Raw genomic sequence first — 18,356 nt, 5'->3', positions numbered from 1 at the left:
GACGCCGCACCCGACCTCCGGCACGGCGCCGGACCCCTCACCCGAAGGACCCGATCCATGCGACTCTCCTCGTTCTCCCGCCGTGGCCTCGGCGCCGCAGGTCTCGCCGCAGGCGCTGCGCTCGTCCTCGCCGGCTGCTCGTCGGACGGCGGCGGATCGGAAGGCGGCGGGGAGGAATCGCTGTCGATCGGCATCAGCCAGCTCGTGCAGCACCCCGCGCTCGACGCGGCGACCGAGGGCTTCAAGCAGGCCTTCGCCGACGCCGGATACGTCGAGGGCGAGACGGTCGAGTTCGACGAGCAGAACGCGCAGGGCGAGCAGGCGAACGCCGTCACCATCGCGCAGAATTTCGCCTCGAGCGACCTCGACCTCGTCCTCGCGGTCGCGACCCCCGCTGCGCAGGCCGCCGCTCAGGCCATCCTCGACACCCCGGTGCTCTTCACGGCGGTCACGGACGCCGTCTCGGCCGAGCTCGTCGACTCGAACGAGGAGCCGGGAGCCAACATCACTGGCACGAGCGACGCCGCGCCGATGGCCGAGCAGTTCGAGCTGCTCCGGCAGCTCGTGCCCGACGCCGCCACCGTCGGCATCGTCTACAGCTCGGGCGAGGTGAACTCGGAGGTCCAGGTCGCCGCGGCCGAGGAGGTCGCCGACGAGCTCGGCATCGAGATCGTCACCCAGACGGTGACCACCGCGAACGACATCGCGCAGGCCACCGAGGCGCTCGGCGACGTCGACGCGATCTACGTGCCCACCGACAACATGGTCGTCGCAGGACTCGCCTCGCTCGTCCAGGTCGCCGAGACCCAGAAGACGCCGGTCATCGCCGCCGAGGCGGGCACGGTCGAGAGCGGCGCGATCGCGACGATCGGCATCGACTACACCGAGCTCGGCCGCCAGACCGGCGAGATGGCGCTGCGCATCCTCGAGGAGGACGCCGACCCCGCGACCATGTCCGTGGAGACGGCCAGCGAGTTCACCTACGTCGTCAACCCGGGCGCGGCCGAGCGCATGGGCGTGGAGATCCCCGCGGAGATCCTCGACCAGGCCGAGACCGTCGAGTAGAAGCCGGCAGGGAGGACGCGCATGATCGGCGCGATCGAGCTCGGCCTCGTCTACGGGGTCATGGCGCTGGGCGTGTACCTCACGTTCCGCGTCCTGAACTTCCCCGACCTGACGGTCGACGGGAGCTTCACGACGGGCGCGGCGGTCGCCGCGGCGATGATCACGACGGGGCAGAACCCCGTCGTCGCGACCCTCACGGGCGCCGCGGCGGGCGTCGTCGCGGGAGCCGTGACCGGCGTCCTGCACACGAAGGGCCGCATCGACGGCCTGCTCGCCGGCATCCTCACCATGATCGCGCTATGGTCGATCAACCTGCGGATCATGGGCACGGCCAAGGAGGACGCCACCGTCGCGGCCAACCTGCCGCTCCTGCGCGCCGACACGCTGTTCACCCCGCTGCGCGACGCCGACCTGCTCGGCACGTGGGGCGGCGTCGCGATCATCCTCGTCGGCGTCGTCGTGCTGAAGCTCGCGGTCGACTGGTTCCTCTCGACCAACCTCGGGCTGGCGATCCAGGCCACCGGCGACAACGGGCCGATGATCCGCAGCTTCGGCGTCTCGACCGATCGCACGACCATCCTCACGCTCGCGATCTCGAACGGCTTCGTCGCGCTCTGCGGCGCGCTCGTCGCGCAGTACCAGGGCTTCTCCGACATCAGCATGGGCATCGGCCTGATCCTCGTCGGGCTCGCGTCGGTCATCCTCGGACAGGCCGTGTTCGGCCAGCGCTTCATCTGGCTCGCGAGCCTCGCCGTCGTGCTGGGCGCCGTGCTCTACCGGCTCATCATCTTCTTCGCGATGCGGGCGGGCCTCGACCCCAACGACATGAAGCTCGTCACCGCCGTGCTCGTCGTTCTCGCGCTGCTGCTGCCGCGCTGGGGCTTCCTCAAGCGCATCCCCTCGCTCCGCGGCCGCGGCGGACGCGTCGCGCGGCGCGAGCCCGAGCCCGCCGTCCCGGCGCCCGCGGGCGCCGAGAGAGGGAGGTGACCGCCATGCTCGTCATGGACGGCATCGTCAAGACGTTCTTCCCCGGCACGGTCAACGAGCGCCGCGCGCTCGCCGGGCTCAGCCTCACGCTCGACGAGGGCGACTTCGTCACGGTCATCGGGTCGAACGGCGCGGGCAAGTCCACGCTGCTCAACTCGATCTCGGGGCGGATCGCCGTCGACGGCGGCACGATCTCGATCGACGGACGCCGCGTCAACCGGCTCCGCGAGTTCCAGCGTGCGCGGTACGTCGGCCGGGTCTTCCAGGACCCCATGGCGGGCACGGCGCCGAACCTCACGATCGAGCAGAACCTCGCCCTCGCCGCGCGCCGCGGCAGGCCGCGCGGCCTCGGCCGCGGGCTCACCCGGAAGCAGCGCGAGCGCTTCCGCGAGGAGCTGCGCGTGCTGCAGCTCGGCCTCGAGGACCGACTCCACGCGAAGGTCGGGCTCCTCTCGGGAGGCCAGCGCCAGGCGCTCTCGCTGCTCATGGCCGGCTTCACCCAGCCGCGCATCCTGCTCCTCGACGAGCACACGGCGGCGCTCGACCCGCAGCGCGCGGACCTCGTGACGCGGCTCACGCAGCGGATCGTCGAGCAGGGCGGCCTCACGACGCTCATGGTCACGCACAACATGGAGCAGGCGCTCGCCCTCGGCAACCGGCTCATCATGATGCACGAGGGGCGCATCGTCTTCGAGGCGACCGAGGAGCGCAAGCGCAGGCTGACGGTTCCCGATCTCCTGGCCGAGTTCCAGAAGATCAAGGGCGCGACCCTCGACGACCGGGCCCTCCTGGGCTGAGAATCGGGGCATGACCGCTTCGCATCCCGACGCATGGGCCGCCGTCGACCGCTACCTCGCCGAGACCCTCGTCGGGAGCGACCCCGCGCTCGACGCCACGCTCGCGTCGCAGGATCGCGCGCATCTTCGGCCCATCGAGGTCGCGCCCGTCGCGGGCAAGCTGCTCCATCTGCTCGTGCGGATCTCCCGTGCGCGGCGGGTGCTCGAGATCGGCACGCTCGCCGGCTACTCCGCGATCTGGATGGCCAGGGCGCTGCCCGCGGACGGGCGGCTGATCTCGATCGAGGCCGAGCCGGCGAACGCCGCGCTCGCGCGGGAGAACGTCGACGCCGCCGGGGTGGGGGAGCGCGTGGACATCCGCATCGGCCGCGCCGCCGACGTGCTGCCCGGTCTCGCCGACGAGGCGCCGTTCGACCTCGTCTTCATCGACGCCGACAAGGAGTCGAACACCGTCTACCTCGACTGGGCGGCGCGGCTCTCGCAGCCCGGCGCGGTCATCGTGGTCGACAACATCGGGCGCAGCGGCGAGGTGGCGAACGCCGACACGGACGACCCTCAGATCCAGGGCGTGCGCGGCGGCCTGGCCATGCTGGGCGAGGACCCCCGCTTCGATGCGACCGGCCTGCAGACGGTCGGCGTGAAGGGCTGGGACGGCCTCGCGATCGCCGTGCGCGTCTGACCGGTCAGGACCGACCGCGCGTCGGCAATAGACTGGCCAGCGGATCGACGTCGCTCCCCGCATCACCCACCGACAAGGAGTACTTCCGTGGCACTGATTGAGGCTGTAGGCGCTCGCGAGATTCTCGACTCGCGAGGCAACCCGACCGTCGAGGTGGAGGTGCTGCTGGACGATGGCATCGTGCAGCGCGCGGCTGTCCCCTCCGGCGCGTCGACCGGCGCCTTCGAGGCATACGAGCTGCGTGACGGCGACAAGGGCCGCTACGCCGGAAAGGGCGTCCAGAAGGCCGTCGACGCCGTCATCGACGAGCTCGGCCCGGCCATCGAGGGCCTCGACGCCAGCGAGCAGCGCGTCATCGACCAGGCGCTCATCGAGGTCGACGGCACCGAGAACAAGAAGCGCGTGGGCGCGAACGCCATCCTCGGCGTGAGCCTCGCGGTCGCCAAGGCCGCCGCCGACAGCGCCGACCTGCCGCTGTTCCGCTACGTGGGCGGCCCCAACGCCCACGTGCTGCCCGTCCCCGCGCTCAACGTGATCAACGGCGGCGCGCACGCCGACACGGGCGTCGACATGCAGGAGTTCTTCCTCGTGCCGCTCGGCGCGGAGACCTTCAGCGAGTCGCTGCGCTGGGGCACGGAGACCTACCACGTGCTCAAGAGCGAGCTCAAGGCCGGCGGCTACGCCACGGGCCTGGGCGACGAGGGCGGCTTCGCCCCTGACCTCCCGAGCAACCGCGGTGCGCTCGACTTCCTCATGGCCGCGATCGAGAAGGCCGGCTTCACGCCGGGCAAGGACATCGCCGTCGGCCTCGACGTCGCGTCGACCGAGTTCTTCAAGGACGGCGTCTACCACTTCGAGGGCAAGCAGCTCACGGCCGAGGAGCTCACGTCGTACTACGAGGACCTCCTCGCGAACTTCCCGCTCGTCACGATCGAGGACGCCCTCGCCGAGGACGACTGGGAGGGCTGGAAGGCCCTCACCGACCGCATCGGCGGCAAGGTCCAGCTCGTCGGCGACGACCTCTTCGTGACCAACCCGCAGCGTCTCTCGGACGGCATCGCGAAGGGCGTCGCGAACTCGCTGCTCGTCAAGGTCAACCAGATCGGCACGCTCACCGAGACGCTCGACGCGGTCGCGCTCGCGCAGAGCAACGGCTACACCGCGATGATGTCGCACCGCTCGGGCGAGACCGAGGACACGACGATCGCCGACCTCGCGGTCGCCGTCAACTGCGGTCAGATCAAGTCCGGCGCGCCCGCTCGCAGCGACCGTGTCGCGAAGTACAATCAGCTTCTGCGCATCGAGGAGGAGCTGGGTGCCGGAGCGAAGTTCGCCGGCCGCAGCGCCTTCCCGCGCTTCACGGCGTAAGCAGGGCGAGAGCCCCGCTCGGAAGGGGGAGTCATGGCGAGAAGACCATCGGCTCCCCCTTCCGCCGTTCGCGGACGGGGCCGTGCGGACGGCCGTCCTGTCGACGTGCGCGGCTGGCTCGGCGGCATCCGCCTCTCCGGGTTCACGGTCATCATGCTCGGCCTCGTCGTGCTCGCGGCGTTCGTGCTCGTGCCGACCGCGAGCACGTACCTCGAGCAGCGCCAGCGGATCGCGTTCCTGCAGGAGGCCGTCCAGGTCAGCCAGGACGAGGTCGACGCGCTCGAGCGCGAGCGCTCCCGCTGGCAGGACCCCGCCTACATCACGACCCAGGCGCGGGAGCGCCTGTTCTACGGCTTCCCGGGGGAGGTCGTGTACATCGTGGAGAACGACCTCGAGGAGGCCGATCAGCCGCGCGAGCCCGACCCCGTGAGCGCCGAGGTCGAGGAGGCCGAGCACGACTGGATGGGCCAGATGCTCCGGTCGGTCGTGGCCGCGGGGCTCACCGAGAACGCCGTCTCCGAAGAGGACGCCGCGCTCGACGGCGGGGGCGTCTTCCAGCCCGACTCCAGCACCGACCAGTAGCCTGACGGGGTGACGACTCCTCCCTTCGAGCCCGTGCGCCCCGTCGATCTCGAGGTGGTCTCGGCGCAGCTGCAGCGCGAGGCCCGCGGCGTCGTCGGCATCGCCGCGCGCTGCGTGTGCGGCAACCCCACCGTCGTCGCGACGGCGCCGCGCCTTCCCGACGGAAGCCCGTTCCCGACGTTCTACTACCTCACGCACCCCGCGGCGACCGCCGAGATGTCGCGCCTCGAGGCCAACCAGCTGATGCTCGAGCTCGCCGCGCTGCTCGAGGCGGACGAGGACGTGCGCGCTGGCTACCTCCGCGCGCACGAGGCGTACCTCGCCGACCGCGCGCAGTTCGGCGACGTGCCCGAGATCGCCGGCATCTCCGCGGGCGGCATGCCGACCCGGGTGAAGTGCCTGCACGCGCTCGCCGGGCACGCCCTGGCCGCCGGTCCGGGAGCGAACCCGATCGGCGATCTCGCCCTCGAGCGATCGGCGTGGTCGCCCGAGCGGTGCGCCTGCGAGGATCCCGGCGCGGCTGCATGACCCGACGCGTCGCCTCCCTCGTCATCGCCCTCCTGGCGCTCGCGGGCGCGGCCGCTCCCGCGTCGCCGTCGGCGCTCGCGCAGACGGCGCCCGCGGCGCCGGTCGCCGCGCCCGCGACCGCGGATGACGAGGACGAGGGCGACGACGAGACCCCGTCTCCGACCCCGACGCCCACCGAGACCCCCGAGCCCGACGATCCGATCCGGTCGGCCGAGTACTGGCTCGAGGAGTACGGCATCGACGAGGCGTGGGAGACGACGCGCGGGGCCGGCGCGACGATCGCGGTGATCGACACGGGCATCGCGAAGGGTCCGGCCGAGTTCGAGGGCGCCGTCGCCGACGGCACGGATGTGTCGGGCGTCGGGTCCGAGGACGGCCGGACGCCCGTCGGCGTGCAGGACCAGAACCACGGCTCGTACGTCGCCTCCCTCGCCGCCGGGCGCGGCACAGGGGAGGACACCGGGATGATCGGCGTCGCGCCGGAGGCGGACCTGCTGTCGATCTCGATCGGCTTCGGCTCCTCGGCGGCGGTCCCGTTCGACGAGCAGGTCGCGAAGGCGATGGTGTGGGCCGTTGACCACGGTGCCGATGTCATCAACCTCTCGTTCACGACGAACACGCTCGACTGGGACGAGAGCTGGGACGACGCGTTCCTGTACGCCTTCGAGCACGACGTCGTCGTCGTCGTGGCAGCGGGGAACCGGGCGAGCGGCACGACCGTCGTGGGCGCGCCCGCGACCATCCCGGGCGTGCTCGCGGTCGCCGGGGTCGACACCCGCGGCGTGGCCTCGGTCGGCGCGTCGACGCAGGGCATCACGATCGGCGTCGCGGCGCCCAGCGAGCAGCTCCTCGGCGTCTCGGCGACGGGCGACGTCGTGACGTGGAACGGCACGAGCGGCGCGGCGCCCATCGTCGCCGGGATCGCCGCGCTCGTGCGGTCGGCGCACCCCGACCTCGACGCGGCGAACGTGATCAACCGGATCATCTCGACCGCGAACCGCCCTCCCCAGGTCGAGGACGTGCCCGACCCGCAGTACGGATACGGTCTCGTGGACGCCGAGGCGGCCGTGAGCGCTCCCGTCTCGCGGGTGGCCGAGAACCCCCTGGGGAGCCTCGCGGACTGGATCGCGCTCCACCGTCGCGCTGACTCGGGCCCCGAGCCCACGCCGACAGCGGGAGCGGTCGAGATCCCGCCCATCCCACCCGCCGATGCGCCCGGTGAGGCGAGCTCTCCGTTCGCCCCGTCGGCCGACAGCATGCGCGAGGTGACGCTGCCGCTCTTCGCGCTGAGCGCCGCTGGTATTCTTGTCGTGCTCGGCGTCGTGTCTGCGGTCAGGCGCGTTCGTTCGACGCGCGCGCAGCGATAGCCAGCCGAACATCAACTCAAGGAGTGACGTTTCACGTGCCCAAGATTCTCATCGTCGGTGGTGGATACGCGGGGTTCTACACCGCGTGGAAGCTCGAGAAGCACCTGCGACGCGGAGAGGCCGAGGTCGTCCTCGTCGACCCGCTTCCGTACATGACGTACCTGCCCTTCCTGCCCGAGGTCGCGGCCGGGTCGATCGAGCCGCGCCACGCGGTGGTCTCGCACCGCCGTCACCTCAAGCGCACGAAGCTCATCACGGCGAAGGTCACGAAGATCGACCACGCCCGCAAGACGGCGACGATCACGCCCGAGGGCGGCGAGGCGTGGGAGTACACCTACGACCAGATCGTCGTGACCGCGGGGTCGGTTTCGCGCACGTTCCCGATCCCGGGCATCGCCGACAACGCGATCGGCATGAAGTCGATCGAGGAGGCCGTCGCGGTGCGCGACACCCTCATCGGCAACTTCGAGAAGGCCGCCGCCCTCCCGAAGGACAACCCCCTCCGCCAGCGCCTCCTCACGACCGTCGTCGTGGGCGGCGGCTTCGCGGGCATCGAGACGTTCGCCGAGCTCCGCTCGCTCGCGAACGCGCTGCTCGAGAAGTTCCCGGAGATCTCGTTCGACGAGACGCAGTTCCACCTCATCGAGGCGATGGGCCGCATCATGCCCGAGGTCTCGCTCGAGACGAGCGAGTGGGTCCTCAAGGACCTCGCCAAGCGCGGCGCGCACGTGCACCTCGACACGCAGGTCACCTCGGCCGTGGACGGCGTCGTCGAGACGTCGACGGGTGAGAAGTACCCGACCGACCTCATCATCTGGACCGCGGGCGTCATGGCGAACCCCATCGTCGTGAACGGCGGCGACCTGCCCAAGGAGGCCCGCGGCCGCATCAGCGCCCAGGCCGACCTGCGCGTCGTCGACGCCGACGGCAACGTCGTCGAGGGCGCGTGGACCGCGGGCGACGTCGCGGCCGTGCCCGACCTCACGGGCGGCGGCGTGGGCGGCATGTGCGTCCCGAACGCCCAGCACGCCGTGCGTCAGGCGAAGCGCCTCGCGAAGAACCTTGTGGCGGTCATCCGCGGCGAGCAGCCGGTCGACTACGTGCACAAGAACCTCGGCGCGGTCGCGGGCCTCGGGCTCTACAACGGCGCCTTCCAGTCGGGCAAGATCGCCCTCAAGGGCTTCGTCGCCTGGGTCGCGCACCGCGGCTACCACGGCCTCGCGATGCCGTCGTGGGAGCGCAAGTGGCGCGTCATCTGGGGCTGGGTGCACAACTTCTTCCTCGGTCGCGACACCGTCCAGCTCGGCACCACGCAGGCGCCCCGGGTCTTCTTCGAGACCTACGCCTCGCGGCCGAAGCCGAAGGTCGAGGAGCAGCCGGCTCCCGCCGAGCAGCCCAAGGTCGAGGAGCCTGCGGCCGCTCGTTGAGCAGCTTCGCGCGAAGGCCGTCACCGCTGGTCGGTGACGGCCTTCGCCATGCCGTAGCGTCGTTTCCACCCCCCGTAGCCCAACGGCAGAGGCAGGCGACTTAAACTCGCTTCAGTCTGGGTTCGAATCCCAGCGGGGGGACCGAGCGGGCCGGCTCAGGAGGCCGGCGTGTAGGTGATCGCCACGAGCTGCGAGCCCGGCAGCACGCGGGCGCCGCGCAGGAGCAGCGGCGCGGGCGCGCCCCGGTACAGCGGCGAGCCGCCGCCGACCAGGGCCGGGCCGACGAGCAGGATGAGCTCGTCGACGAGCCCGTGCGCGAGGAGCGGATTCCACGTGGTCGAGCTGCCGAACATGATGATGTCCCGCCCCTCCGCCTGCTTCAGTCGAGCGATCTCCGCGGTCGCCTCGGCGCGCGGGACGACGCGTGTCGTCGCCGCCCACGGATCCTCCGGCCTCACCGCGAACGAGTCGCTGACGACGACCGCCTCGAGGGCGAGCACGCGCTCGGCGATCTCCCGGTCCCGTGCGCCGGAGTCGTCGCTCTCGGCGACGGCCGACCAGGTGTCCCAGTTGAGGCGGAACCAGCGGCTGCCGTAGACGATCGTGTCGGCGTTCCGCAGAAGGTCGAGATTGTGGTCGTTGAAGGCGTCCTCGAACGGCATCACCGCGAGGTCGTGTTCCGGCCCTTCGAAGAAGCCGTCTGCCGAGACGAGCACCGAGACGATGAGCCTGCGCATGACGCGAGGCTAGGGATGACCGGGCCTGCGCGCCAGATCAGCCCTCGCGGCGGCGCACGATCTCGGCGATCCAGATCGGGGCGTACGGCGACGTGCAGTTCGGCGGCGTCGGGTAGTCCTTGAGCACCTCGAGTCGCTCGCCGATCGCGATCGCCCGCTCACGCAGGTGCGGGTGGTGGATGCCGATGGTCGCGAGCGTCTGATTCATCGCCCACTGGAGGCGGTCCGGGGCATCCCTCATGTCGGCTTCGATCCGGTCGAGGAGATCCTCGAGGTCGAGGCCCTCGGGCTTCTTCGCGACGCGGTCGGTCGTGAGGTCCCAGCCCGCGGCCGCGACCGTCGGATCCGCGTCATCGAACCAGCGCGTGCGAAGCGCCTCGGCGTGCGGCCCCTTCTTCACGACGTAGTTCACGAGCCAGTCCTGCACCTTCGGCGCGCGGGCCTCGCGCAGCATGGCGTCGAGCTCCTCCGCGGAGAGCTCGCGGGGCCGCGCGACGAGCACGGCGACGAGGCGCGCCGCCGTGTCGTCCGTGCGCCACAGCGCGCGGGAGAGGCCGGTGTCGGCGCCGAGGCGCTTCGCGACCGCCCGCAGCTTCGTGAGGTTGACGCCGTGGTCGTCGCCGTGCCGCTCGTTGACCGCGCGCATCCGCGGATCCTCCAGCGCGGTGAGCTCGGCGAGCACATCGGACACGGTCGAGTCGGCGATCCCCTGGGCCATGAGCTCAGCGTACGCGCCTGCGGCTCATGCGAGCAGGGCGCGCAGGCGAGCGAGCCCCTCGCGGAGCTCCGCGCGCGATGCCGTGTACGACAGTCGCACGTGCGTCTGCGCGGTCGCTGCGCCGAAGTCGCGGCCCGGCGTGAGCGAGACGTGCACCTCCTCGAGGGCGCGGCGGCAGAACCCCCAGGCGTCCATGCCCGTCGAGGACACGTCGGCGTAGACGTAGAACGCGCCGTCCGGGGGCACAGGCACCGAGAGGCCCAGCTCCGCGAGCCCGGCGAGCGCGATCTCCCGCCGCGCGCGCAGCTCGGCCCTGCGGTCCTCGCAGACGGCGAGCGTCTCCGGCGTGAAGCACGCGAGCGCCGCGACCTGGGCGGGCGTGGACGCGCACAGGAAGTAGTTCATCGCGAGCCGCTCGACGGGCGCGACGAGCTCCTCGGGGAGCACGCACCATCCGAGACGCCATCCGGTCATCCCGAAGTACTTCGAGAAGCTCGACACGACGATCGCGTCCGGATCATGAGCGAGCACCGTCCGCGGCCGGAGCCCGTTCTCGCCCTCATCGGCGAGGTCGAGGTAGATCTCGTCGACGAGACGCCAGGCCCCGCGGTCCCGGGCGAAGGCGCAGATCGCCGCGAGCTCGTCGGGGCGGATGGTCGTGCCGGTCGGGTTCGCGGGCGTCGCGATCATGACGGCGCGCGTGCGCGGGGTCCAGGCGTCCGCGACCGCGGCCGCATCGAGCTGATAGCGCGCGGCCGCGGGAGCGGGGAGGGTCACCGCACGGGCGCCGAACGTCTCGATGAGCTGCCGGTTGCACGGGTACGAGGGGTCCGCGAGGAGCACCTCGTCGCCCTCGTCTGCGATCGCGGCCAGCGTGACAAGGAGCGCCGCAGACGCGCCCGACGTGACCGCGATGCGGCGCGGGTCGACGTCGACGCCGTGCCGGTCGCGGTAGAAGCCCGCGATCGCCGCGCGCAGCGCCGGCAGCCCGAGCGCCGGCGTGTAGGGGAGCGGGCGGCCGTCCATCGCCGCCCGCATCGCCTCGCGCACGGTCGGCGGTGCGCCGAAGTCGGGCTCGCCGAGCCCGAGGCGGATGACACGGTGGCCCTCCGCCTCGAGCTCGGCGGCGCGCGCGCCGAACGCCATCGCGTGGAAGGGCTCCACGCGCTCGGCGCGGCGGGACATCCTCATGCGACGACGGCCGTCAGTTGAGGGCGGGCGTGTCCTGCGGGATCACGCCGTCGCCGTAGAGGTCGGTGGCGAGATCGCGGAGCGCGCGGAGGGCGACCCGCTGCGTCAGAGGACCGTAGGAGATGCGTGCGACGCCGAGCGCCTCGTACTCGGCGGCCGTCAGCGCGCCGGGCAGCCCGATCACGCTGACCTTGCGCTCCCCGATGCCCTCGACGAGTCGGGCGACCGTGTCGCGGTCGAGCGCGCCGGGAACGAACACGAGGCTCGCTCCGGCGTCGAGGAACGCGCGTCCGCGTGCGATCGCGTCCTCGATGCTCTCGTCGCGGGGCCGGTCGCCCGCGCGCACGAACGCGTCGGTGCGCGCATTGAGCTGGAAGGCCACGCCCTCGGCCTCCGCCGCGCGGGTGATCGCGGCGACCTTCGCGACGGAATCGTCGAACGGAGCCAGGCGGTCCTCGACGTTGGCGCCCACGACGCCCACGCCGATGGCACGGCGCACCGTGTCGGCCGCGTCGTCGTATCCCGCATCGAGATCGGCCGTGACCGGCAGGTCCACTGCCTCGACGATGCGCGCGATCGCCGCGAGGTTGACCTCGAGCGGCATCTCGCCGTCCTTGAATCCGTGCGATGCCGCGATCGAGTGGCCGGCCGTGGCGATCGCCCGCGTGCCCGGCAGGCCGGCGACCGTGCGGGCGCTGACCGCGTCCCACACGTTCACGACGCGGAGGATCTCGGGGGCTTCGTGCAGCGACTTGAGGGAGAGGGCCCTGTCCTGAATGCTCATGCCTCGACGCTATCGACCCGCGGCGCCCGCCAGGGTCGTCCGCGCATGTGTGTCTCCCGTGACCTCACACGAGCGGCTTCTCGAGCTCGTCGAAGCGCAGGCCGGCCACGCGCGGCTCCCCGAAGCGCGCGTCGCCGTAGGGGAAGGGGGAGGTGCCGCCGGTGGGGCGGTAGCCGCGGCGCGCGTACCACGCGATGAGGTCCGTCCGCGCCGAGATCACGGTCATCCGCATCCGCGGGGATCCCCACTCCTCGCGTGCGACGCGCTCCGCCTCCGCGAGGAGAGCCGCGCCGAACCCGCGGGCCTGGCGGGCGGGGTCGACGGCGAACATCCCGAAGTAGGCGTGATCCGCACGCCGATCGAGGTGGCACGTCGCGACGATGTCGCCATGATCGGAGAGCGTCAGGAGCCCGCCGGTGGCCGAGCCGACGAGCTGCTCGACCTCGTCGGCGCCGGTGCGGCGCCCGCCGATGAGGTGCGCCTCGGTCGTCCAGCCGGCGTCGTCCGCACGGTAGGCGCGCTCGACGACGGAGACGATCGCCGCGACGTCGTCGACGGTCGCGAAGCGGAAGCGGAGGGAGGAGTCGGGTCGTGCGATCACGGACGCCATCGTATGCGGATGCGCAGGCGGCGCACGGTGGCCGCGGATGGCGCGGTGTCTAGGATGGACGCAGAAACCAAGGGGGTTCCGTCGTGGAGTGGTTGATTCCCGTTCTCGTCGTGGTGGCGATCGTCGTCATCGCGGCGATCTACCTGTGGGCGACGTACAACTCGCTCGTCCAGCTCAACGTGCGCGTCGACGAGGCGTGGAGCGGGATCACGGTCCAGCTCAAGCGAAGAGCGGATCTGATCCCGAACCTCATCGAGTCGGTGAAGGGCTACGCGGCGCACGAGAAGGCGGTGTTCGAGAACGTCACGCGGGCGCGCGCCGAGACGCTCGCGGCATCGGGCCCCGCGGAGGCGGGAGTCGCCGAGAACCACATCCAGCAGGCCCTCAAGAGCCTGTTCGCGGTGGCGGAGTCCTACCCCCAGCTGCAGGCGAGCCAGAACTACCTGCAGCTGCAGCACAGCCTCGTCGACACCGAGGACAAGATCCAGGCCTCGCGCCGCTTCTACAACGGCGGCGTCCGCGAGCTGAACACGAAGATCTCGGTGTTCCCGAACAACCTCTTCGCGCGCAACCTCGGATTCGCCCAGCGTGAGTTCTTCGAGGTCGACGGCGGGGCCGCGATCTCCGAGCCGCCGCGCGTCCAGTTCTGACCGCTCGGGCCGAAGGGCTCCTGCTCAGTTCACGCTGAGCAGGAGCCCTTCGTCATCGAGCGAGATCGTTCCGTAGAGGCTCCAGGCATCGGTGCGGTAGGTGAAGACGCCCTCCGTGCCGTCGGGGCGCGTGCCCGTGACGGTCGCGACGACGGCGCCGCCGGTGGCCTGGAAGGTGCCCGTCTCGAGGTCGATCGCGGTCTCGGGCATCCGGTCCGCACGGAAGGAGACCTCGGCCGCCTCCGCGAGGTCGGCCGGCCAGGGGACGATCATCCCGCAGCCCTGCGGCACCTCGGAGGCGGTCGCGAGACAGCCCTCCAGATGGGCGGTCAGCTCGGCTTCGGCATCGGCGAGCGCCTGGTCGGTGAACGTCGGCGCGAGATCGACCGCGACCGGCTCGGCGGACGTGCCGACCTCGGCCGTGGCTGCTCCGTCGAGGTACTCGGCGGGCCACGCCGACACCTCGTACGAGCCCGGAAGGAGTGCGAGCTGCGCGGCGCCGGCCTCGAGCGCGACCGGCTCGCCGGCCACATCCACCCACGCGCCGCGCGTCGCCGTCACCGTCACGGGCGAGAGCGGGACCTCGGCGACGTGCCATCCCGATGGGGAGGAGGTCAGCGTGAACGCGAGCTCCTGCGGCTCCCCGTCGAGGGTCGCCTCCGCCCGCACCTGGGCGCTGTCCTCCGACTCGTCGACCTCGACGATCTCGGCGGAGGAGAGATGCGCGGACGCCGTGGAGAACGCGCTCCACGCGGTGTCCGGCACGGCGTCGGCGTCTGCGAGCAGGGCGCGGACCGCGTCGGCGTCGCCCGACGAGAGCGCGTCGAGATACCGCGCGGCCGTCTCCTCCGCGCTCGCCGGTCGGCTGGTCGACCAGAAGCCGATCGCGAGCATGCAGACGACGATCACGCCGACGACGGCGAGGATCGGGACCAGGGGTCGTTTCATGCGGGCTGCCTCCACCCGCAACACTAATCAGCCGTTGCTCGGAGAGCGCCGGGATGGGCGTGGCGCGGCGCGTCGAGCACGTGCGCGACATCGTCCGCGGCATCGCCCCAGTGCGAGACGGAGATCGCGTCGAGCCCCTGCCAGGCCGCTGCCTCGCGCAGCGCCTCCGCCGCCCTCTCGGCGACGGCGGCCGGATCGACGTGCGCCTCCCACCAGGCGGACTGCACGCGCAGCGCGCCCGCCGCGCGGTCGGCCTTGAGGTCGAACCGACCCGCGATGCGGTCTCCGACGAGCAGCGGGAGCGAGTAGTAGCCGAACCGGCGCCGCTCGGCCGGCGTGTAGATCTCGATGCGGTAGTCGAATCCGAACATCCGCTCCGCGCGCTCGCGGAACCACACGACGGGGTCGAAGGGGGTGAGCAGGGTCGCGCGGTCGATGCGCCGGGGGAGCACGGCGTCCCGATGACGCCAGGCCGGCAGCGCACGGCCCGCGCGCTCCCACCCGCGCACGGCGACGGGGACGAGCTCTCCCGCGTCCTCGAGGTCGGACACGGCGGCGAGGACGCCGCGGCGGTCGCGCAGCCGGTGGTAGTCGGCGATGTCGGATGCCGTGGCCACGCCGTATGCGAGCGCCGCCCGGCGCACCAGCTCGCGGACCGCGTCGTCGGGGGCGACGACGCGCTCGAGGTGCTCGTGCGGGATGAGGTGCTCGGCGAGGCCGTAGCGGCGCTCGAAGCCGTTGCGGCCGGCGATCGCGACCTCGCCGAAGCGCCACAGCATCTCGAGGGCGCGCTTGACGTCGTCCCAGCCCCACCACGGGCCGCGGCTCGCCTCGACATCGCGCTCGATCTCCGCGGGCCGCAGCGGACCGCGCTCCGCGAGCTCGGCGCGCACCCAGTTCACGGTGTCGGCGTTCGCGGCGAACCAGCTTCCCGGCCCCGCGTACCGGCTCCGCATGGCGTCCATGCGGAATCGCCAGAGCGGCCAGTCCGCGACCGGGACGAAGGTCGCCTCGTGGGCGAGGTACTCGACGTGCTCGGGCGCCCGCCCCCGACGCGCGGGGGTCAGGACGAGGCGATCCAGCAGATCCCGGTCGTAGGGCCCCAGCCGCGAGAAGAGCGGCATGTAGTGCGATCGGGAGAACACGTTCACGGAGTCGATCTGCAGGACGTGCATGCGCGCGAGCTCGCGGCGGACATGACGCAGCGAGGGCGCGGCCGGACGCGCACGGGAGAGGCCCTGGGCGGCGAGGCCCACGCGGCGGGCTTCGGCAGCCGAGAGGACATCCTTCACGCGCGCAACGCTACCGGCGACCTCCGACACCGGGTCGCGCAGGCGGCCGATCGCGTGCCGACAGCGGAATGCACCCGGGATTAGGATGACGAGGATGAGCGACGACACGCCCCCGAGCTCTCGCGCGGGATTCCTCCGTCGACGCCGCGCCGCGCCGCCGAGCGCTCCTCCCGCGAGCCCTCCGCCCGCGGATCCCGTCGAGGTCCCCGTCGGACTGCGCATCGCGACGGCCTACGGATGGCGCTTCCTCGTGCTCGCCGCCGTCGCCGCCGTGATCGTCTGGCTCGTCATCCAGTTCAAGCTGCTCGTCATCCCGATCTTCGTGGCGACGCTGCTCACCGCCCTCCTGTTCCCGTTCTTCTCGTGGATGCTGCGCCACCGGGTGCCGCGCGTGCTCGCGGTCGTCGTGAGCGTGCTCGGGACGCTGGCGATCGTGACGGGCCTCGTGTGGCTCGTCGTCTGGCAGATCTCGCGGCAGGCGGAGGAGGTGCGCGCCCGCGCGGCCGAGTCGATCGCCGGTCTGCGGACCTTCCTCATCGACGGAGGGCTCGTCACCGCCCAGCAGCTCGACGACCTGCTCGCGGGAGGCCTCCAGCTCGTCGAGGAGCAGGCCGATCTCCTCCTGAACGGCGCGCTCGCGGTGGGCTCGACCGTGGGGCACGTGGCCGCCGGCGCGCTCGTCGCGCTCTTCGTGCTCCTGTGCTTCCTCCTCGACGGCGCCGGCATCTGGCGCTGGACCCTCAGGCTCTTCCCGCGCGCGGCGCGGCCGGCCGTCGACGCGGCGGCGCGCAACGGCTGGACCACGCTCATCAACTACGCGCGCACGCAGATCATCGTCGCGACGATCGACGCGATCGGCATCGGCATCGGCGCGTTCGCGCTCGGCGTGCCCCTGGCCATCCCCATCGCGGTCCTCGTGTTCCTCGGGGCATTCGTCCCGTTCGTCGGCGCCATCGTCACGGGTGCGCTCGCGGTCGTGATCGCGCTCGCCTACAACGGCATCTGGATCGGCGTCGCGATGCTCGCGGTCGTCCTGCTCGTGCAGCAGGTCGAGAGCCACATCCTGCAGCCGCTCCTCATGGGATCGGCCGTCAAGGTGCACCCGCTCGCGGTCGTCCTCGTCGTCGCGGGCGGCTCGATGGTCGGCGGCATCGCCGGCGCCCTGTTCGCGGTGCCGGTCGCGGCGTTCGTGAACGTCGTGGCCGTGACGCTCAGCTCGGGGTCGTGGCGCACGGGAGCCGAGGTCCGCTCGGCCGATCTCATCTGGAGCACGGTCCCCAAGAGCCTCGGCCGAGGCGACGAGGACGACCACAGGAAGGCACGCACATGACGCGGATGGACGCGGACGCACCCGAGGACGCTCACGCGACGCCGGACGCCCCGCCGATCCCCGCGCTCGCCGAGTTCGAGGAGGCCGCGCGCTTCCTCGAGGGCGTCGTGGAGCACACCCCGACCGAGTACTCGCAGCACCTCAGCGAGGTGCTCGGCGCCCCGGTGCACCTCAAGCTCGAGAATCTGCAGCGCACGGGGTCGTTCAAGGTGCGCGGGGCGACCTACCGCCTGTCGCGCCTCACGGAGGACGAGCGGCGTCGCGGCGTGGTCGCGGCCTCGGCGGGCAACCACGCGCAGGGCGTCGCGCTCGCGGCGCAGCAGCTCGGCATCCCGGCGACGATCTACATGCCGCTCGGCGTTCCCGTCCCGAAGCTCCTCGCGACGAAGGGCTACGGCGCCGAGGTGGTGCTCGACGGCGCGACCGTCGACGTCGGGCTGCGTCGCGCTGCGGAGCACGCCGAGCGCACGGGAGCCGTGCTCATCCACCCGTTCGACCACCGCGACGTGATCATCGGCCAGGGCACGCTCGGCCTCGAGATCCTCGACGACGTGCCCGACGTCGACACGATCATCATGGGGATCGGCGGCGGAGGCCTCATCGCGGGCGTCGCCGCGGCCGCGAAGGCACGGGCGGCCGCGGCGGGGCGCACGGTGCGGATCATCGGCGTGCAGGCTGAGAACGCCGCGCCCATGCTCCCGTCGCTCGCCGCCGGAGAGCCCGTCCGCGTCGAGACGAAGCCGACGATCGCCGACGGCATCCTCGTCGCCCGCCCGGGCGATGTGCCGTTCGCGATCGTCCGCGAGCTCGTCGACGAGGTCGTGACCGTGGGGGAGGACGACATCGCGCGCGCGCTCCTCGTGCTGCTGGAGCGGGCGAAGGTCGTCGTCGAGCCGGCCGGCGCGGTCGGCGTCGCGGCCATCCTTGCGGGCAAGGTGAGTCCGCAGGGGTCCACGGTCGCTCTCCTGTCGGGCGGCAACATCGATCCGCTCCTGCTGCAGCGGGTCGTCGCGCACGGCCTCGCCGCGTCGGGCCGCTACATGACCATCCGCATCCCGCTGCCCGACCGTCCCGGTCAGCTCGCGCGCGTCTCCGAGCTCCTCGCGGAGGCCGGAGCGAACGTGATCGAGGTGCTGCACACACGGCACGGGCAGGGCATGCAGATCAGCGAGGTCATCCTGCAGATCTCCGTCGAGACGCGCGGCGAGGAGCACAAGCTGCTCACGCTGCAGATCCTCCGCGACGCGGGCTTCCGGCCCGAGATCCTGCCGGAATGACGAGAGAGGGCGACGGCCG

General features: G+C 72.0%; 19 protein-coding genes and 1 tRNA gene. 13 read left to right on the top strand and 7 right to left on the bottom strand.

Annotation, left to right across the window (positions count from 1 at the left end; genetic code table 11):
• Window positions 1–57: 57 nt before the first annotated feature.
• The 10 genes from PKE79_RS11305 (at window position 58) to PKE79_RS11260 (ending at window position 8,941) form a co-directional block, all read left to right on the top strand.
• A complete protein-coding gene (locus tag PKE79_RS11305) occupies window positions 58–1,065 on the top strand; it encodes an ABC transporter substrate-binding protein (protein WP_271173793.1) in 1,008 nt (335 codons plus the stop codon).
• A gap of 21 nt (window positions 1,066–1,086) precedes the next feature.
• Window positions 1,087–2,052 carry an ABC transporter permease gene (locus PKE79_RS11300; RefSeq protein WP_271173792.1) on the top strand — a complete coding sequence of 322 codons (966 nt, stop codon included), beginning with the start codon at window positions 1,087–1,089 and terminating at the stop codon, window positions 2,050–2,052.
• 5 nt (window positions 2,053–2,057) lie between these two features.
• Window positions 2,058–2,849: an ABC transporter ATP-binding protein gene (locus tag PKE79_RS11295; RefSeq protein ID WP_271173791.1), complete on the top strand. Its 792-nt coding sequence runs from the start codon at window positions 2,058–2,060 to the stop codon at window positions 2,847–2,849.
• 10 nt (window positions 2,850–2,859) lie between these two features.
• Entirely contained in the window at window positions 2,860–3,528 is a 669-nt protein-coding gene (locus tag PKE79_RS11290; protein WP_271173790.1) for an O-methyltransferase, read from the top strand.
• An 87-nt stretch (window positions 3,529–3,615) separates the two neighbouring features.
• Complete coding sequence (gene eno, locus PKE79_RS11285) at window positions 3,616–4,896, top strand: phosphopyruvate hydratase (protein WP_271173789.1); 1,281 nt, start codon at window positions 3,616–3,618, stop codon at window positions 4,894–4,896.
• A gap of 33 nt (window positions 4,897–4,929) precedes the next feature.
• A complete protein-coding gene (locus PKE79_RS11280) occupies window positions 4,930–5,478 on the top strand; it encodes an FtsB family cell division protein (RefSeq protein WP_271173788.1) in 549 nt (182 codons plus the stop codon).
• A gap of 9 nt (window positions 5,479–5,487) precedes the next feature.
• Window positions 5,488–6,006: a DUF501 domain-containing protein gene (locus PKE79_RS11275; RefSeq protein WP_271173787.1), complete on the top strand. Its 519-nt coding sequence runs from the start codon at window positions 5,488–5,490 to the stop codon at window positions 6,004–6,006.
• A complete protein-coding gene (locus tag PKE79_RS11270) occupies window positions 6,003–7,373 on the top strand; it encodes a S8 family serine peptidase (protein WP_271173786.1) in 1,371 nt (456 codons plus the stop codon). The genes PKE79_RS11275 and PKE79_RS11270 overlap by 4 nt, the downstream gene beginning before the upstream one ends.
• 35 nt (window positions 7,374–7,408) lie before the next feature.
• Window positions 7,409–8,800, top strand: a complete 1,392-nt coding sequence (locus PKE79_RS11265) for an NAD(P)/FAD-dependent oxidoreductase (RefSeq protein WP_271173785.1) — start codon at window positions 7,409–7,411, stop codon at window positions 8,798–8,800.
• Between the two features lie 68 nt (window positions 8,801–8,868).
• Window positions 8,869–8,941: transfer RNA gene (locus PKE79_RS11260), tRNA-Leu, on the top strand.
• Window positions 8,942–8,955: 14 nt separating this feature from the next.
• Here the strand turns inward: PKE79_RS11260 and PKE79_RS11255 are convergent.
• From PKE79_RS11255 to PKE79_RS11235, 5 genes are all read right to left on the bottom strand, one after another.
• On the bottom strand, window positions 8,956–9,537 hold the full coding sequence (locus PKE79_RS11255; protein WP_271173784.1) for a dihydrofolate reductase family protein: 582 nt from the start codon (window positions 9,535–9,537) through the stop codon (window positions 8,956–8,958).
• A 37-nt stretch (window positions 9,538–9,574) separates the two neighbouring features.
• Window positions 9,575–10,255, bottom strand: coding sequence for a DNA alkylation repair protein (locus PKE79_RS11250; RefSeq protein WP_271173783.1), 681 nt, complete (start codon window positions 10,253–10,255; stop codon window positions 9,575–9,577).
• 24 nt (window positions 10,256–10,279) lie between these two features.
• Complete coding sequence (locus PKE79_RS11245) at window positions 10,280–11,440, bottom strand: aminotransferase class I/II-fold pyridoxal phosphate-dependent enzyme (RefSeq protein ID WP_271173782.1); 1,161 nt, start codon at window positions 11,438–11,440, stop codon at window positions 10,280–10,282.
• 19 nt (window positions 11,441–11,459) lie between these two features.
• Window positions 11,460–12,230: an isocitrate lyase/PEP mutase family protein gene (locus PKE79_RS11240; protein WP_271173781.1), complete on the bottom strand. Its 771-nt coding sequence runs from the start codon at window positions 12,228–12,230 to the stop codon at window positions 11,460–11,462.
• 64 nt (window positions 12,231–12,294) lie between these two features.
• Entirely contained in the window at window positions 12,295–12,831 is a 537-nt protein-coding gene (locus PKE79_RS11235) for a GNAT family N-acetyltransferase (protein WP_271173780.1), read from the bottom strand.
• A 92-nt stretch (window positions 12,832–12,923) separates the two neighbouring features.
• On the opposite strand from PKE79_RS11235, the gene PKE79_RS11230 reads away from it, so the two are divergent.
• Window positions 12,924–13,490, top strand: a complete 567-nt coding sequence (locus PKE79_RS11230) for a LemA family protein (RefSeq protein WP_271173779.1) — start codon at window positions 12,924–12,926, stop codon at window positions 13,488–13,490.
• A gap of 24 nt (window positions 13,491–13,514) precedes the next feature.
• Here the strand turns inward: PKE79_RS11230 and PKE79_RS11225 are convergent, their stop codons facing one another.
• Both PKE79_RS11225 and PKE79_RS11220 read right to left on the bottom strand, forming a co-directional pair.
• Window positions 13,515–14,438, bottom strand: a complete 924-nt coding sequence (locus PKE79_RS11225; RefSeq protein WP_271173778.1) for a hypothetical protein — start codon at window positions 14,436–14,438, stop codon at window positions 13,515–13,517.
• A 23-nt stretch (window positions 14,439–14,461) separates the two neighbouring features.
• Complete coding sequence (locus tag PKE79_RS11220; RefSeq protein WP_271173777.1) at window positions 14,462–15,730, bottom strand: winged helix-turn-helix domain-containing protein; 1,269 nt, start codon at window positions 15,728–15,730, stop codon at window positions 14,462–14,464.
• Window positions 15,731–15,824: 94 nt separating this feature from the next.
• Here PKE79_RS11220 and PKE79_RS11215 point away from each other — a divergent pair, with 94 nt between their 5' ends.
• Together PKE79_RS11215 and ilvA are read left to right on the top strand one after the other, a co-directional pair.
• Window positions 15,825–17,060: an AI-2E family transporter gene (locus PKE79_RS11215; protein ID WP_271173776.1), complete on the top strand. Its 1,236-nt coding sequence runs from the start codon at window positions 15,825–15,827 to the stop codon at window positions 17,058–17,060.
• Window positions 17,061–17,065: 5 nt separating this feature from the next.
• Window positions 17,066–18,337 carry a threonine ammonia-lyase gene (gene ilvA / locus PKE79_RS11210; protein ID WP_271173823.1) on the top strand — a complete coding sequence of 424 codons (1,272 nt, stop codon included), beginning with the start codon at window positions 17,066–17,068 and terminating at the stop codon, window positions 18,335–18,337.
• Window positions 18,338–18,356 lie beyond the last annotated feature (19 nt).

Origin of the sequence: Microbacterium barkeri (assembly GCF_027921765.1) — a bacterium.
Lineage (GTDB): Bacteria > Actinomycetota > Actinomycetes > Actinomycetales > Microbacteriaceae > Microbacterium > Microbacterium barkeri.
Note: the sequence above shows the minus strand (reverse complement) of the source record. Positions and strands in the feature narration are given on the sequence as shown.